Below are 16985 nucleotides of genomic sequence, written 5' to 3' on the forward strand. Positions count from 1 at the left end.
TTATACGCAAATTACTTCTACGCCATGAGCTAAAATGGCTTGTTTATCTTGTTCTGATAATCCCGTATCAGTAATAAGCACATCAATTTGTTGCCAAGTTAATTCTAAATTTGGCATTTTCCGACCAATTTTCTGAGATTCCACCATCACAACAACTTCGCGAGAAACTTCCGCCATCACCTGGCTTAATCCTACAAGTTCATTAAAAGTCGTAGAACCTCGTGCTAAATCAATGCCATCGGCGCCAATAAAAAGTTGGTCAAAATCGTAAGAACGCAACACCTGCGCTGCTACTTTCCCTTGAAACGATTCCGAACGAGTATCCCAAGTGCCACCAGTCATCAGTAACGTTGGCTCATTTTCTAATGCTCTCAATTCTGTTGCCACCGAAAGTGAGTTCGTCATTACAACTAAGCCTTGTTTTAAATTAAGTTGTTTAATCAAAGTCGCAGTAGTACTACCGCTATCTACGATAATACGGTTATGATCACGAATACGTTCGGCGGCGGCTTTCGCTATGACAAACTTTCGTTTCGTAAGTTCATCATTTTCGTTTTCATCGATAATTTCTTTTGGCATTAAAATTGCGCCGCCGTATTTACGCAATAAAAAACCATTTGTTTCTAGCGCACTTAAGTCTTTACGAATAGTCACTTCAGATATATCAAAAAGCTGCACGAGCTGTTCTACACTCACTTCACCTTGTTCTTGCAAAAGTTGCATAATAGTATGGCGACGTTGTTTAGTATTACGAGGCTGGCTACTTTCTTTCATAAAGCTATCCTTAGATGCAATAAATTTCGGTTCGAAAGTTTATTTAAAGAATATTGTTTTGTAAAGTAAATTTTAGGTAACAAAAAACCCTGCTCATTGGCAGGGTTTAAAATCATTCAAATATTAATTATTTGATTGCATCTTTTAATGCTTTACCAGATACAAACGCTGGTACTTTAGATGCTGCGATTTTAATTTCAGCACCAGTTTGTGGGTTACGACCAGTACGTGCAGCACGTGCATTTACTTTGAATGTACCGAAACCGATTAATTGTACAGGTTCACCTTTTTTGAGGCTTGCAGTAATCGCTTCTAAAGTAGCTTCTAACGCAGCTTTAGCTTGTTTTTTGTTTAATTCTGCAGCGCTTGCAATTGCATCAATTAAATCTGTTTTGTTCATAAATTTGTACCTTCTGTTAAATAAAAATTTGACTCTTCAAAATATGCCTGCGGACGAACCACAAAAGCTGCGCAAAGGATAATCTAACTTACGATGAATTAAAAGCAAGATTTTTAAAATTTGTGACAAATCTCACGTTATTGATGAAATTCTATACCAATATTAGAGATTCCCTCGGCTCGGATCTCATTTTTTAAATCTAAAATTAATTCAATATCACGTTTTTCACATTCTTTAAGTAAACGATAAATCTGCCATTGCACATCAAGTTCAGCCTGAATATCTTCACTTTCTTTTAGCTCACTGTCCGACCAATCTCGCCCCGTTTCCGTTTCCAACAAACTGGTTACCGTTCCTAAAGAAATTAAGCTCATTTCCACCGCTCTTTCTAAAGTTTCACCCGCAATAATAGCGTGTAAAATTTCAGCTAAAGCCTGGCAAGCATCTAACGCAGGCACAACACCAAAACTCTCGTAATCATTCACATCAGGAATAATCGTTTCCAATTTCTCCAACTGATTTTCAAAGTTAACCTTGGCATTTTTAACCGTTAAATATTCCCACACCAAATTGAGAATATTTTGATACATTTTGACTTCAGCGCTAAGCTCGTTCATTTGACAGAACAATTTAAAATTTGGAGCCATACGTTCACATAAAGCAGCCATAAAAGTAAGATGTTGCCAACTTTCTAAATTCTCCAAACGTTTATGAATTGGATTTCGCATGATATTCTCTTATTTATGATAGATTCTAGAATAATGGTGCACCGCATCTACAAAAACTTTAGGTGCATTTTCTGGCACATCTTGATGAATTCCATGCCCAAGATTAAATACATGGCCACTTCCAGTACCAAAATCAGCTAAGATTGATTGAACTTCTTGTTCAATACGCTCTGATGATGCATACAATACGCTTGGATCCATATTACCCTGCAATGCAACTTTATGCCCTACACGTGCTTTAGCATCAGCAAGATTCACCGTCCAATCTAATCCAATCGCATCACATCCGGTATTAGCTATGGCTTCTAACCATAAACCACCACCTTTGGTGAACAATGTTACGGGTACTCGACGACCATCATTCTCACGAATCAATCCATCTACAATTTTATGCATATACTGAAGAGAGAAATCTAAATATTCTCTATGTCCCAACACTCCGCCCCAAGTATCAAAGATCATCACAGCTTGAGCACCAGACTTAATTTGGGCATTCAAATAAAGCGTGATGGAATCAGCCAGTTTATCGAGTAATAAATGAAGTGTTTTCGGATCAGAATACATCATTTTTTTGATTTTTCCGAAGGTCTTACTTGAGCCACCTTCTACCATATAAGTAGCTAATGTCCAAGGACTACCAGAGAAACCAATAAGAGGGACCTCGCCTTTTAGCTCACCACGAATTGTGCGTACAGCATTCATAACATATTGAAGTTCTTCCTCAGGATCTGGAATAGGTAAATTTTCTACCGCGCTTTTACACTCAATTGGTCGGGCAAATTTAGGACCTTCCCCCGCACCAAAACTTAAACCTAGCCCCATAGCATCTGGAATAGTCAAAATATCAGAAAATAAAATCGCAGCATCTAAATCATAACGACGAAGCGGTTGGAGCGTCACCTCACAAGCTAAGCCAGAATTGCGACAAAGTGACATAAAATCTCCTGCTTGGGCACGCGTCGCTTTATATTCAGGCAAATAACGTCCAGCTTGACGCATCATCCAAACAGGGGTGTAATCCACTGATTCACGTAATAAAGCTTTTAAATAACGATCATTTTTTAATACTGACATTTAGATTTCCTTCTGATTATCCTCTGCTCGACAAAGCTCAAGCGTCGTATGTATAAGTTTATATGCGATAGTACCTGTTGGCGGTAATTCTGGCAAGGGTTGATCATAAGAAAACCACTGCGCATCATGAATTTCACTTTCCTGCAAAGTAATTTCACCGCTCTCATAATCAGCAAGAAAACCGACCATTTGAGAATTCGGAAATGCCCAAGGCTGGCTACTAAAATAACGAATATTTTTTATCAAAATCCCTGTTTCCTCAAAAACCTCTCTCCGCACCGCTTTTTCAAATGTTTCACCGACCTCTACAAAACCAGCAAGAGTAGTATACATTCCTCCGTTCGGGTGATAATGACGCTTGTGATTAGCAAGCAATATTTCTTTGCCACGTCGAACTGCAACAATAATGGATGGGCAAATTACAGGATAAGTGCGATACCCACAGTGAGTACATTGCACAGCGAGTTCTTCTTGAATTTGTTGTGTTTTATGGCCGCACTTTCCACAAAATTTATGGGTTTTCAGGAAATGATTAATTTCCACACCTCGGCTTAATATATGGAATTCATCCTCTGGCAGTGAAAGTAATCCACGTAAACTTACATATTCCCGCGCATCACTTTCTTGCTCAGCCACAAGCCATAACGGATGATTTTTCCATTCACCGATTTGCATTGCCTGCAATCCTTCCATTCCAAGCGCTTTAGCCGTACCACAAGGCAACTCATTATTCAGCAAATAAAGATTCGAACCTTGAGTAAGTAACCAATAACCAAAATCATCTGGATGAAGTGTTTTCATTTTTTACTCCATAAAAATAACCGCACTTTCAAAGTGCGGTTATTATAAATCTTCTTTTTACCACTCACTAATAATAAGAGTGCTCTCCACGCTGATGTTCGGTTACATCTTTTGCACCTTTTAATTCATTAGGGAATAGGTTAATAAGTTGTTTTTCTACGCCATCTTTTAACGTAACGTCCACCATTGAGCAACCATTACAGCCACCACCAAATTGTAAAATTGCGTAACCATCTTCAGTAATTTCAATTAAGGTTATGCGTCCACCATGACTTGCAAGCTGTGGATTAATTTGAGTTTGTATCACATATTCAACGCGTTCAATTAATGGCGCATCATCAGCCACCTTACGCATTTTGGCATTTGGTGCTTTTAAGGTAAGTTGCGAACCAAGTTCTTCGGTAACATAATCAATTTCTGCTTCTTCTAAGAAAGGCAGGCTGACCTCATCAATAAATGCAGAAAAAGTGTCATATTTCATTTCAAAATCACTTTCTTCTACGGCATTCGGTGGGCAATAAGATACGCCACATTCCGCGTTAGGTGTGCCTGGATTAACCACGAAAATACGAATATTCGTTCCTTCTTCTTGCGTGTCTAAAAGTTTTCGAAAATGCGCTTGTGCGGCATCAGAAATAGCGATTTGCTGGGTTGCTTGTTCCATAATATTATGTCCTAAATACTTGAGAGAAAGTATCGGGAATAATACGCTCATCGCGCTTTTTTTTCCAGTGCTTTGTATTAAGCCCGCGCCAGCCCCCACACTTGGATCTCCTCTACACCTAATTTTCGCAACAATTTTGATATTTCATTGAGTGTAGAACCAGTAGTAATCACATCATCCACCAATGCTACGCGACGATAAGGAAATTCATTTTTCGAAACAGCAAGAGAAAAGGCATTTTTTAAATTCTGACGACGATCTTTTGCACTCAAACCTCGTTGAGTATGGGTATGTCTCACGCGTTTTACAATATTGTTCAAATTAGGAATATCTAGCCAACGACTTAATTGCCGAGATAATAAATCAGCCTGATTATAACCCCGTCGCCACTGACGAAAATGATATAAAGGCACTGGAATGATTGCTTCTGGCAATTTAAGTTGATGCGTTCGTTTAGCATCACGCACCGCAAGATATAAAAGGCGAGCTAAAGTGCGGTCAATCCAAAATTGATTTTGAAATTTAAAACGGTGAATCAATATAGAAAGTGGCTCAACATAATGCCCAATAATGACTATCTTATCCCAACTAGGCTCTTGTTTAAGGCAATTACCACAATGCTGCGCATAATATTGCAATTCCGCACCACAATGACCGCAATAAGGAAAAGATTTAATTTGTTTTTGGCAACGGGAACATAGCCCATTTTTTGCGATATGAAGATTGCCACGACAGTGGATACAGCGAAAATTAAAAAAATTCATCATCTAAAAAAGTTATTTTTTACCCGCACTTTTTTGTTTCAACGCATCTAACGTTTCTCCTGCTTTTAAAATATGCGGCGTCACGAAAATCACTAGCTCACGTTTTTGATGTCGTTCACTTTCTTTACTAAACAATCGTTTAATGCCAGGTATATCGCCAAGTACTGGCACTTTATCTTCGCTTTTCGTGATCGTATCGTGGAATACACCGCCAAGCACAATGGTTTCCCCATCTTTGGCAAAAACTTGAGTATTAATTTCTTGCTTATCAATAGAGACCACCTCGTTTTGTCCATAAGCGACACGAGAACCTGGTGAGTTTTGACTCACTAATAAATCAAGCAAAATATTGTTATCTTTAGAAATATGTGGCGTCACTTCCAAACCAAGCACCGCCTCACGAAATTCCACAGATTGCGTATCGTTACGAGTATTACTCACAACATAAGGAATTTCTGTCCCCTGTTTAATACTCGCACTTTTCTTATTCGTAGTGAGTAAGCGAGGACTTGCTATGATTTCCACATTATTTTCGCGCTCCAACGCGCTCAATTCTAAATCAAGCAATCGACCATTAATTTTCGCGACTTGTAATGCTATCGAGCCAGCAGGTGTCGTCGTTGTCGCAAAATTTACATTAAGATTATCCGTAATATTTTCAAAGCCATTTCCAGCTAAACTGCCCGCTACACGCGCAGCATTTTCCGTTGGATTAAAAATCCCCCACCGAACGCCTAGTTCTTTCAAACTCTCATCAGTTATCGTCACAATACGCGCTTCAATAGCAATCTGCTCAATAGGTTTATCCATTTCTGAAATTAGTTTTTTGATATTTTGCACAGAACGAGGCTCATCCTGAATAACCAGTAAATTACTACGATCATCAAAGGTAATGCTCCCTGCAGGCGAAAGCAACGATCCACTTCCTGTTGTTAAGGATTTCATTAATTCAGAGGCTTTAGCAAAATGGAGTTTTACCGTATGGCTCACTAAGTGCGGTTCATTTGTAGCAAGATTTCCTGCAACTTGACCTTTGCCTGATTGCCCTCCATTAAGATAATAAATACCCTCATCTTTATTCAAAGTAAGCTTCTTACTTTTAGCAATTATTTGTAGCAAACGGGGCATATCAATATTGTCTAATTTCAACGAAATATTGCCTTCTAACGTCTCATCCATCACTAAATTGACATCATGTTGAAAAGCTAATTGCTCCAGTGTTTGATCTAAAGGCGCTTGCGATAAACGAATAAAAAAACGTTCGTTATCAGTTTTGGGATTAGCAAAAACAATTAATGGCAACCAAAAACACATTAAAAAACAACCGCATTTTAAAAGATACTTCTTCATAACCTTCCTTTAAAAACTTAATTCTTTCTGTTCAGTGCTATCACATTGCTCACCGAGCTTACGCATAAATTGCACTTTATTTTTATGAATTTTTTCCACTAAATAGCCCTCTTTAGCCACATCAACGCCCTCTAAAACGCTGTAAATTTGCAAATCCTGATCTAGTAATAACGCCAACGCTTTATCTTTAGAAATCAGTACGCCCACCAATTTTAAAGCGTTCAAAGGAATTTCAACCGCTTGGCGATTTTCATCCGCTCCGCATTGATTATTAGGTACATCTGAGGAGGTTATTTCTGTCTGCTCCATTACTGTTTGTACGTTATCAAACTGAGAACGGGTACGCTGTGTTTTATCAAAAGGATCTTGTCCCCAACTGCAATTCATAAAAAATAATGCAATCAGGTAAAACCAATACTTCATTTTGCCTCCTTATCTAGCTGAAAAATGATCTCGGTTTGCAATGGGCTGTCTTCGGGTTTCATAAATTGCAACTGGCTTACAGAAAGTTGTGACGTATTAGCTAAAAGTGCGGTTAAAAATGTCTTCGTTTTTTCAAAATGCCCAGTAAGCTGTAAATGCAAAATAAGTTGTTGCCCCGTTTCCCAACGTAAATTCTGAGATAAACCGTTACGCGCAGCTAAACGTTGAATTTGTTTATTCAACGGCATAATTTGAGCAGCCAGTTCTGGAGAAAGTTTTCGACTTTCCGACTGCTGCTGTAAAGAGGTTAAAATTTTCTGTTGATGCAATAATTCTGATCTTTTCCCTGCTAATTCACTTTCGATTTCATGGAAACGCGAGCTCCCCTCGATATAATCTAAAACAGGTCTAAAAATCACCGCACTTAATAACAATAAAAAAGTTAAACCGTGCACATAAAAAGGCTGACTTAGCCATTTTCCAAAAGGTGTAAAAGGATCGTTAAAAAAGGCTTTCACTTTTCCTCTCCTTGTTCCACATTAAAGCGAAAAAACAATGTATCTTGTTCAGGCTGAACCTGACTTAATTTCACATTGGGAAAATGTTTCTTTAAAAATTGATGTACCGATTCAAATTCTGTTTGATCTTGTGCTCGACCTTCCAAACTTAAGTTATGGGCATCTTGTTTAAATCGGTTTAATTCGCCTTTCTGAAGAGGCAATTCACTTAATTGCTGCAAACTATTTTGAACTTGTCTATTCGTGAGAGAGTGCAAAATTTCACCAACTTTCACAGCACTACGTAACTGTTCAATTTGCGTGGTGGTTTTGTAAAGTTGCTGATTAAGTTGTTCAAACGACTTTTGTTGTGCCTGCAAATTTTGTTTCTGTTGTTCAATCAAATTGCTAAAAGCCAACATTAAATTAATAGCAAGCAAGATAAATAAAGCGATATAAAAAGCTAAACGACGTAAACGCTTTTGATGTTGATAAGTACGCCAAGGCAATAAATTCATCGACATTTAGCTACTCACTTTTTGTTGATGTAAATCTTTTTGCCACAGCGCATTGCCAAGTGCGATAAAAGGTAAATCCGTTTCTACTCGCTGCCAGTTTTCTGGTAATGGCGTATGACTTGAAGGAATTTGATAAACAAAAATTCGTTCAATTTGCCCTTCAAAACGTTCGGTAAATTGCTCATAAAGTGCGGTCAAATTTTCATGAGATTGTAAAATTTGCGATTGCTGCGCTCTTTCACAAATCGCCAAGCAATAGTCATCTTCTTGAAATAAAAATAAGGTATTTTCTGACCGCACTTGGTCATTCAATAAATACTGAAATGCACGCAAGATGGTATGAGGAACAACATCTAACACATTAATTTTAAATGGCTGAAAATTTTGCAAATAAGTTTGCGCACTTGCTTCTCGAATTGCCGTAATCTCTAAACGAAAACCTTGCTTTAACGGAGTAGAAATATAATCAAACCACAATTCATCCAAAGGAATAGGCAACTCTTTCTCAATCACAAATTTACATTGTTGATGACATTCTTGCGCATTTAATATTTGCGGCAACATTAATACTTTCGACCAAGTCAAGTGAGCAAAAATACTTGCCACAAACTGCAAAGAAAAGGTTTTCCCTTGAAATTGTGTTTTTAAATGTCGCAAAAAACGATTTTTTAAATCACTATCATTGATAGAAGCTTGATAACATTGTGGCTGTTCAAGTTCATCAAACCACACAAAATCAAAATTACCTTGTTTACGGTGAATACCAATTTGTAAAGTGCGGTGATTTTTCCGGGAGAATTGCATATTCTTTCCTATTCTTTAAAGGCTGAATCTTTTATACTTAGCAGCTAAATCATAGGTCTCTTAACAAGAATATTCATTAACGAAGCGAGAATTTTACGATGCGGATCGCAAAATTAATATTTAGTACCCTATTAACTTTATGTATTTTAGGTTTAATCGCAGGCGGAATGCTGTATTTCCACCTAAAATCAGCATTACCCTCAGTAGAAGCATTAAAAACCGTTGAATTACAACAACCAATGCAGATTTATACGGCCGACGGTAAATTAATTGGTGAAGTGGGTGAGCAACGACGTATTCCAGTTAAATTAGCAGATGTTCCACAACGCTTAATTGATGCATTTTTAGCGACAGAAGATAGCCGCTTTTACGATCATCACGGATTAGACCCTATCGGCATTGCCCGAGCATTGTTTGTTGCAGTGAATAATGGTGGCGCATCACAAGGTGCAAGTACGATCACCCAACAATTAGCACGTAACTTTTTCTTAACCCCAGAAAAAACCATTATTCGTAAAGCTCGTGAAGCCGTGCTTGCGGTAGAAATTGAAAATACCCTCACTAAACAAGAAATCTTAGAGCTTTATTTAAACAAAATCTTTTTAGGTTATCGTTCTTATGGTGTTGCGGCTGCTGCGCAAACCTATTTCGGTAAATCATTAAATGAATTGACATTATCGGAAATGGCCATTATCGCAGGCTTACCAAAAGCACCTTCAACCATGAACCCGCTTTATTCTTTAAAACGCTCAGAAGAACGCCGCAATGTGGTGCTAAGCCGAATGTTAGATGAAAAATACATCAACAAAGAAGAATATGATGCTGCATTAAAAGAGCCTATCGTTGCCAGTTATCATGGCGCAAAATTTGAATTTCGTGCTGATTATGTCACTGAAATGGTTCGCCAAGAAATGGTTCGCCGTTTTGGTGAAGAAAACGCCTACACCAGTGGTTATAAAGTATTTACCACTATACTTTCAAAAGACCAATCTGAAGCCCAAAAAGCCGTACGTAACAACTTAATTGATTACGATATTCGTCGTGGGTATCGTGGTGGTGCGCCTTTATGGCAAAAAAATGAAGCGGCTTGGGATGATGAACGTATTCTAGCGTTTTTACGTAAATTACCAGATTCTAACCCATTTATTCCAGCGGCTGTGGTTGGCATGGCAAAAGGTGGTGCAGATCTATTATTAGCATCCGGTGAAAAAATGACGCTCTCCACTAATGCAATGCGTTGGACTGGCAGAAGCACTCCTGTAAAAGTAGGTGAGCAAATTTGGATTCGTCAACGCACTAATGGTGAATGGCAATTAGGACAAATTCCAGCAGCTAACTCTGCGTTAGTATCGCTTAACTCAGATAATGGTGCGATTGAAGCTATTGTTGGTGGCTTTAGCTATGAACAAAGTAAGTTCAATCGAGCAACTCAATCCTTAGTTCAAGTGGGTTCCTCTATTAAACCATTTATTTACGCAGCGGCATTAGAAAAAGGCTTAACACTTTCTAGTGTATTACAAGACAGCCCAATTTCTATTCAAAAACCTGGACAAAAATTGTGGCAACCCAAAAACTCACCTGATCGTTATGATGGTCCAATGCGTTTACGCGTAGGATTAGGTCAATCTAAAAATATGATTGCTATTCGCGCTATTCAAACAGCAGGTATTGATTTCACAGCAGAGTTTTTACAGCGTTTTGGTTTTAAACGTGATCAATATTTTGCAAGTGAAGCCTTAGCGCTTGGCGCAGCCTCTTTCACACCATTAGAAATGGCTAGAGCTTATGCGGTGTTTGATAATGGCGGTTTCCTCATTGAACCTTATATCATTGAAAAAATTCAAGATAACACGGGTAAAGACTTATTCGTTGCAAACCCTAAAATTGCTTGTATTGAATGTAATGATATCCCTGTTGTTTATGGTGAAACGAAAGACAAAATCAACGGATTTGCGAATATTCCTTTAGGCGAAAATGCCTTAAAACCATCAGATGACAGTACAAACGGTGAAGAAGTTGATCAACAACCTGAAACTGTGCCTGAACTGCCAGAATTACAGTCAAATGTCACCGCACTTAAAGAAGATGCGATTGATTTAATGGCGGATGCAAAAAATGGTTCATCTAAAACTGAATATGCCCCTCGAGTAATCAGTGGCGAATTAGCATTTTTAATTCGCAGCGCCTTAAATACTGCGATTTATGGTGAACAAGGTTTAAGCTGGAAAGGCACCAGCTGGCGTATCGCACAAACTATTAAACGTAGCGATATAGGCGGTAAAACAGGTACCACCAATAGTGCAAAAGTGGCTTGGTATGCGGGATTTGGTGCAAACTTAGTAACCACAACTTATGTCGGGTTTGATGATAACAAACGCGAATTAGGTAAAGGTGAAGCGGGTGCGAAAACTGCAATGCCAGCTTGGGTCGCTTATATGAAAACAGCATTGAGCGATAAACCAGAACGTAAATTATCGTTACCACCAAAAATTATGGAAAAAAGTATTGATACGATGACTGGTTTACTCTCTCCATCCGGTGGACGAAAAGAATACTTTATTGTGGGAACTGAACCAACCCGTACATACGTTTCCGAAATGCAAGAACGCGGTTACTATGTTCCACCAGAATTACAACAACGCTTAAATGGTACTGGAGGCAAAGCGCCCGTGCCAGTTAGCCAGCCAGAAGAACTCTTCTAAAAATGACCGCACTTTAGTGCATAATCAGGCGAGTCAATGGGCTCGCCTTCGTTATTAAACAAAGGATATATTATGCTGAGTTATCGTCACTCATTCCACGCCGGCAATCATGCTGATGTCTTGAAACATATCGTCTTAATGCTCATTTTGGAAAATCTTAAACTCAAAGAAAAAGGCTTTTTTTACTTAGATACGCACTCTGGCGTGGGGCGTTATCGTTTATCCTCAAACGAATCAGAAAAAACGGGAGAATATAAAGAAGGTATTGGACGCTTGTGGGATCAAACAGACTTACCTGAAGATATTGCTCGTTATGTAAAAATGATCAAAAAACTCAATTATGGTGGCAAAGAACTACGTTATTACACTGGCTCACCGTTAATTGCCGCGGAATTTTTGCGCCCACAAGATCGCGCACTATTGACCGAGCTTCATCCTAGTGATTATCCAATTCTTCGTAATAATTTTAGTGACTACAAAAATGTCACCGTAAAATGTGACAATGGCTTTCAACAAGTCAAAGCAACACTACCACCAAAAGAACGCCGTGGCTTGGTGCTAATCGATCCGCCTTATGAATTAAAAGAAGATTATGATCTTGTCGTCAAAGCCATTGAAGAAGGCTATAAACGTTTTGCCACTGGTACCTATGCGATTTGGTATCCTGTTGTACTACGCCAACAAACTAAACGTATTTTTAAGGGATTAGAAGCAACGGGGATTAGAAAAATTCTAAAAATTGAACTCTCTGTTCGCCCTGATAGTGATCAACGAGGCATGACAGCAAGCGGTATGGTAGTAATTAATCCACCTTGGACATTAGAAACCCAAATGAAAGAAATTTTGCCTTACCTCACAAAAACATTAGTTCCAGAAGGTATAGGAGGCTGGACAGTCGACTGGATTACACCGGAATAGAAAAATGAGCATCACCAGAAGGTAATGCTCATTTTAATCAACTTAACTCTATGGAATGACGGGTAATTAACCTTTCTGTACGTTATATGCTTCCAATGCACGTAAAGAATAAGTATAAGCAGCGCCTGCATTTAATGCGATAGACATTGCTAATGCTGCAGCCACTTCAGCTTCGCTTGCGCCTGCTTTTACAGCTTCTTCTGCGTGTACGCTAATGCAGCTTTCGCAACGAGTTGTTACAGCAACTGCTAATGCGATAAGTTCACGAGTTTTAGCGTCAAGCACATTACCTTCTGCCGCTGCTGCGCCTAATGCTTGGTAAGCTTGTAACATTTTTGGATATTGTTTACCTAACGCACCAAATGATTTTTTAACGTGTGATGTTTCTTCTTTCCAATCTGCAAACATAATGTTCTCCTAAATATATTGAATTAATAACGAACTGGTGTGGCAAATTATAGGCAGATTGGATTATGATACTTGCTTATTTATCTCAATTTTTATCGCTAACATCTCATTATGGATTATTTAGATAAACTCACCCATTTAGCACAAGTGCGTGGGGAAATTAATATTCGCTGTGAATTTCAAGGTGAATGGCAAGTTGCCCATCAAGAAAAAGATGCAGGAAAAGGCGTATTCCATCTTATTGAACAAGGCGAATGCTGGCTTACACTCGGACAAAAGCAATTTCATTTAAAGGAAGGTGATATCTTTTTCCTTCCCCAAAATCAACCGCACTTTATGCGTCATTCATCCACCCAAACAAAGGACGCATCATTGAAAAAAAGCTGGCAAGGTGCGTTTGAATTGTATCAAGTAGGGCAAGGCACACCAGATTTAAAAATGTTCTGCGGTGCATTTTATTATCAGCAAGATGCTCTCCTCACAGCTTCTATGCCTGAATATTTGCATCTCAATTTATGCGATACGCCGATTCATCCTTTGGTTCAGCTTTTTCTACAAGAAGCACAAAAAAACGATGCAGGTACGAAATCAGTCGTCGATGCACTTTCGAATGTGCTTTTAATTTATATTTTACGCCATGCGATTCAAGAGAACTTAATTACAGGCGGTGTGCTACTTGCGTTGCAAGACAAGCGATTAAATACGGTGCTAGGTGCGATATTACAACGCCCTCAAGAAGATTGGAGAATTGAACAATTAGCCGATCTTTCTGCAATGTCTCGTGCAAACTTTATTCGTGTTTTTCAACAACAACTTGGTATGTCGCCAGGGCGTTTTATTACTCAAGTGCGGTTACAATCGGCAGCATTTTTATTAAAACAATCCCAACAATCTGTGCTTGCCATTGCTTTAGAGGTAGGGTATCAATCGGAAGCGCATTTTAGTAAAGCCTTCAAGAATTACTACCAACTTTCGCCAAGCCAATACAGAAAATCTGCCAGCCTATAAATTGGAGAATTTTTGCGCTATAATCTCCAAGTTTTTTGAAAGGCAACATCTGTTGCCTTTTCTTTTTAAGGAAAAGATATGTTTAACAAAATTTTTTCGTGGTTTGAAAACCGCTTAAATCCTTATCCAGAAGGTAATCCAACAACACCTAAAAAAGGCTTATTGCGTTTTATTTGGTCTAGCATTGAAGGAATGAAAGGCTGGATTCTCTTACTGACAGTGCTAACGGTTGGTACTGGTGTAATGGAAGCCATATTATTCCAATTTATGGGAACGCTTGTAGATTGGTTAGGGACATTAACACCTGAGACATTATGGCAAGAAAAAGGTCATTTATTAATTGGCATGGCTGCCCTATTACTTGTTAGCATTGTGTGGGGATTTTTAGCCTCTACCGTACGTTTACAAACCTTACAAGGCGTATTTCCAATGCGATTACGTTGGAATTTCCATCGTTTAATGCTTGGGCAAAGTTTGAGTTTTTATCAAGATGAATTTGCCGGCAGAGTATCTGCCAAAGTAATGCAAACCGCACTTGCTGTTCGTGATACAGTGCTCACACTGGCAGATATGTTTGTATATGTCATCGTATATTTTATTACATCAGGATTAGTTCTCGCAGCATTAGATTCTTGGTTCTTACTGCCATTTATTGCTTGGATTACGATTTTTATTTTTATCCTACGAACCCTCATTCCTAAATTATCAAAAACGGCACAACGACAAGCTGACGCACGCTCGTTAATGACAGGACGCATTACAGATGCTTATTCCAATATTGCCACGGTAAAATTATTCTCTCATGGTTCGCGAGAGGCCGCTTATGCCAAGCGTTCTATGGAAGATTTTATGGTCACAGTGCACGCTCAAATGCGCTTAGCAACATCACTAGATACACTCACTTACGCTACAAATATTCTACTTACGTTAAGCACTGCAATACTTGGTATTATTTTATGGAAAAATGGTCAAGTTGGCGTGGGTGCAATAGCAACGGCAACGGCAATGGCATTACGAGTAAATGGACTATCTCGCTGGATTATGTGGGAATCTGCCCGTTTGTTTGAAAATATCGGAACCGTAAACGACGGAATGAATACCTTAACTAAACCTCACACTATTGTGGATAAACCTCAAGCATCGCCGTTACAAGTGAAACAAGGGGAAATTAAATTTAACGATATTACCTTTGCTTATGATCCGACAAAACCATTGCTCAATCATTTCAATCTCACTATCAAACCTGGTGAAAAAGTCGGACTAATCGGCCGTTCTGGTGCAGGGAAATCTACAATTGTGAACTTGTTGCTTCGTTTCTATGAAGCACAACAAGGCTCGATTACTATTGACGGGCAAGATGTACTAGATGTGCAACAAGAAAGCCTACGCCGCCAAATCGGTTTAGTGACTCAAGACACATCTCTGCTACATCGCTCTGTTCGTGACAATATTATTTATGGACGCCCGAATGCCACAGATGAAGAAATGGTTTTAGCTGCTGAACGAGCGGAAGCCGCTGATTTCATTCCATTCCTTACTGATGCTCAGGGCAGAAAAGGCTATGATGCCCATGTGGGTGAACGTGGTGTAAAACTTTCAGGTGGTCAACGGCAGCGCATTGCTATTGCTCGTGTCATGTTAAAAGATGCACCAATTCTATTGTTAGATGAAGCCACAAGCGCACTAGATTCTGAAGTAGAAGTGGCAATACAAGAAAGTCTCGATAAGATGATGGAAAATAAAACAGTGATTGCCATTGCCCATCGTTTATCTACTATCGCAGCGATGGATCGCTTGATTGTGCTTGATAAAGGACAAATTGTCGAACAAGGTACCCATGCTGAATTACTGGAACGAAATGGACTATATGCAAAACTATGGGCTCACCAAAGCGGTGGATTCTTGAGTGAACATATAGAATAAAACCCAAAGTGCGGTTTGTTTTTACCTATTTTTTATTGGAGTCTAAATGAAAAAATTATTACTTCCTATGTTAATTCTCCCCACTCTATGTCTAGCACAGGAAACAAAAATCGATCCTATTTTACTCGGTCTTGGAGAAGTTTTCTTTTTTGATAAATCCCTCTCTCATAATAAGACCCAATCCTGCTCCACTTGCCATATGCCAGCAGCAGCCTTTGCTGACTTGCGTCAAAATGATATCGCTCATATGGTCTCTCAAGGAGATGATCCAACAAAATTTGGTAACCGTAACACACCAACTGCACTTTATGCTAAGTATTCACCTAGCTTCCATTTTGATGAAAAAATTAACGATTATGTGGGCGGACAATTCTGGGATGGTAGAGCAAAAAATCTTGCAGAACAAGCCGGAGGTCCACCATTAAACCCCGTAGAAATGGGCATGAAAGATAAAGCAGATGTAGTAAAACGTATTGAAGAAAATCAAGCCGTGAAAGATTACATTACAAAATATTTTGGTGCCGAAATATGGAAAGATAATCAGAAAATATATGCCATTATGGAACAAGCATTAGCTACTTTTGAACATTTAGATTTATTTAGCCAATTCAGCTCAAAATACGACCGCACTTTAGCTGGAAAGGATACCCTAACAGAACAAGAATCTTTAGGAAAGGCATTATTTTTTGATAAAGAAAAAACAAATTGTAGTAATTGTCATCAATTACAAACAGCCGATCACGATGAAGAAACTTTCACAAACTATCGTTATTTCAATCTTGGTGTTCCTAAGAATGAAGCCTTAATTGCACATAATAAATTAGACAATAACTGGATTGATAATGGCTTACTCGATAATCCAATGGTAAAGGGAGATGAAAAACAAAAAGGAAAATTCAAAGTGCCCACACTCCGTAATGTCGCAGTTACAGCACCTTACATGCACAATGGAGTATTTAAAGAACTTCGCACCGTATTATTATTCTTAGATAGCTACAATAACCCTGCACGAAAAATTAATCCAGAAACCAATAAGCCCTGGGATTTGCCCGAATATGCACCAACTGTAAGCCACGACGCGCTTAAAGGAAAACCATTAACTGATACAGAAATTGATGCACTAGAATCTTTTTTAAAAACCTTAACGGATGCACCTTATGAAAGAAATTAAGAAAACTAGACAATTTTTAATTAAATTGAATCCATCCTAAAATCTAGGCTATTCTTTA

18 protein-coding genes are annotated in these 16985 nt (G+C 38.7%); 5 read left to right on the forward strand and 13 right to left on the reverse strand.

What is annotated here, in order from left to right:
• From KP713_RS06070 to KP713_RS06125, 12 genes are all read right to left on the reverse strand, one after another.
• Complete coding sequence (locus KP713_RS06070) at positions 1-774, reverse strand: DeoR/GlpR family DNA-binding transcription regulator (RefSeq protein WP_215770145.1); 774 nt, start codon at positions 772-774, stop codon at positions 1-3.
• A 127-nt stretch (positions 775-901) separates the two neighbouring features.
• The gene (locus tag KP713_RS06075) at positions 902-1174 is read right to left on the reverse strand and encodes an HU family DNA-binding protein (RefSeq protein WP_005634530.1); all 273 of its coding nucleotides are present in this window, start codon (positions 1172-1174) and stop codon (positions 902-904) included.
• Positions 1175-1311: 137 nt separating this feature from the next.
• Complete coding sequence (locus KP713_RS06080) at positions 1312-1902, reverse strand: YjaG family protein (protein ID WP_215770146.1); 591 nt, start codon at positions 1900-1902, stop codon at positions 1312-1314.
• Positions 1903-1911: 9 nt separating this feature from the next.
• Positions 1912-2976, reverse strand: a complete 1065-nt coding sequence (gene hemE, locus KP713_RS06085) for a uroporphyrinogen decarboxylase (RefSeq protein WP_215770147.1) — start codon at positions 2974-2976, stop codon at positions 1912-1914.
• A complete protein-coding gene (nudC, locus tag KP713_RS06090; protein WP_215770148.1) occupies positions 2977-3777 on the reverse strand; it encodes an NAD(+) diphosphatase in 801 nt (266 codons plus the stop codon). It lies immediately after the preceding gene.
• A gap of 67 nt (positions 3778-3844) precedes the next feature.
• Positions 3845-4441: a Fe-S biogenesis protein NfuA gene (gene nfuA, locus KP713_RS06095; protein ID WP_215770149.1), complete on the reverse strand. Its 597-nt coding sequence runs from the start codon at positions 4439-4441 to the stop codon at positions 3845-3847.
• A 77-nt stretch (positions 4442-4518) separates the two neighbouring features.
• Positions 4519-5205: a ComF family protein gene (locus KP713_RS06100; RefSeq protein WP_032828001.1), complete on the reverse strand. Its 687-nt coding sequence runs from the start codon at positions 5203-5205 to the stop codon at positions 4519-4521.
• Positions 5206-5217: 12 nt separating this feature from the next.
• Positions 5218-6555, reverse strand: a complete 1338-nt coding sequence (locus KP713_RS06105) for a type IV pilus secretin PilQ family protein (RefSeq protein ID WP_140527362.1) — start codon at positions 6553-6555, stop codon at positions 5218-5220.
• A gap of 9 nt (positions 6556-6564) precedes the next feature.
• The gene (locus KP713_RS06110) at positions 6565-6978 is read right to left on the reverse strand and encodes a pilus assembly protein PilP (protein WP_140527363.1); all 414 of its coding nucleotides are present in this window, start codon (positions 6976-6978) and stop codon (positions 6565-6567) included.
• A complete protein-coding gene (gene comC, locus KP713_RS06115) occupies positions 6975-7496 on the reverse strand; it encodes a competence protein ComC (protein ID WP_140527364.1) in 522 nt (173 codons plus the stop codon). The genes KP713_RS06110 and comC overlap by 4 nt, the downstream gene beginning before the upstream one ends.
• A complete protein-coding gene (locus KP713_RS06120; protein ID WP_140527365.1) occupies positions 7493-7999 on the reverse strand; it encodes a PilN family protein in 507 nt (168 codons plus the stop codon). The genes comC and KP713_RS06120 overlap by 4 nt, the downstream gene beginning before the upstream one ends.
• A complete protein-coding gene (locus tag KP713_RS06125; protein WP_140527366.1) occupies positions 8000-8797 on the reverse strand; it encodes a type IV pilus biogenesis protein PilM in 798 nt (265 codons plus the stop codon).
• 98 nt (positions 8798-8895) lie between these two features.
• Between KP713_RS06125 and KP713_RS06130 the strand changes: the two genes are divergently transcribed.
• Positions 8896-11499, forward strand: coding sequence for a penicillin-binding protein 1A (locus KP713_RS06130; protein WP_215770150.1), 2604 nt, complete (start codon positions 8896-8898; stop codon positions 11497-11499).
• 72 nt (positions 11500-11571) lie between these two features.
• Entirely contained in the window at positions 11572-12417 is an 846-nt protein-coding gene (locus tag KP713_RS06135; protein WP_140527368.1) for a 23S rRNA (adenine(2030)-N(6))-methyltransferase RlmJ, read from the forward strand.
• A gap of 66 nt (positions 12418-12483) precedes the next feature.
• Here the strand turns inward: KP713_RS06135 and KP713_RS06140 are convergent, their stop codons facing one another.
• Entirely contained in the window at positions 12484-12825 is a 342-nt protein-coding gene (locus tag KP713_RS06140) for a carboxymuconolactone decarboxylase family protein (RefSeq protein WP_005627672.1), read from the reverse strand.
• 111 nt (positions 12826-12936) lie between these two features.
• Between KP713_RS06140 and KP713_RS06145 the strand changes: the two genes are divergently transcribed.
• The 3 genes from KP713_RS06145 to KP713_RS06155 all read left to right on the forward strand — a co-directional run bounded on the left by KP713_RS06145 (position 12937) and on the right by KP713_RS06155 (position 16927).
• Positions 12937-13833, forward strand: a complete 897-nt coding sequence (locus tag KP713_RS06145) for a cupin domain-containing protein (protein ID WP_215770151.1) — start codon at positions 12937-12939, stop codon at positions 13831-13833.
• 78 nt (positions 13834-13911) lie between these two features.
• Entirely contained in the window at positions 13912-15756 is a 1845-nt protein-coding gene (locus tag KP713_RS06150) for an ABC transporter ATP-binding protein (protein WP_215770152.1), read from the forward strand.
• Between the two features lie 46 nt (positions 15757-15802).
• Positions 15803-16927 carry a cytochrome-c peroxidase gene (locus KP713_RS06155; RefSeq protein ID WP_215770153.1) on the forward strand — a complete coding sequence of 375 codons (1125 nt, stop codon included), beginning with the start codon at positions 15803-15805 and terminating at the stop codon, positions 16925-16927.
• The last annotated feature ends 58 nt before the right edge of the window (positions 16928-16985 follow it).

Origin of the sequence: Haemophilus sp. SZY H36, assembly GCF_018829625.1 — a bacterium.
In the GTDB taxonomy this organism is placed as follows: Bacteria; Pseudomonadota; Gammaproteobacteria; order Enterobacterales; family Pasteurellaceae; genus Haemophilus; species Haemophilus haemolyticus_K.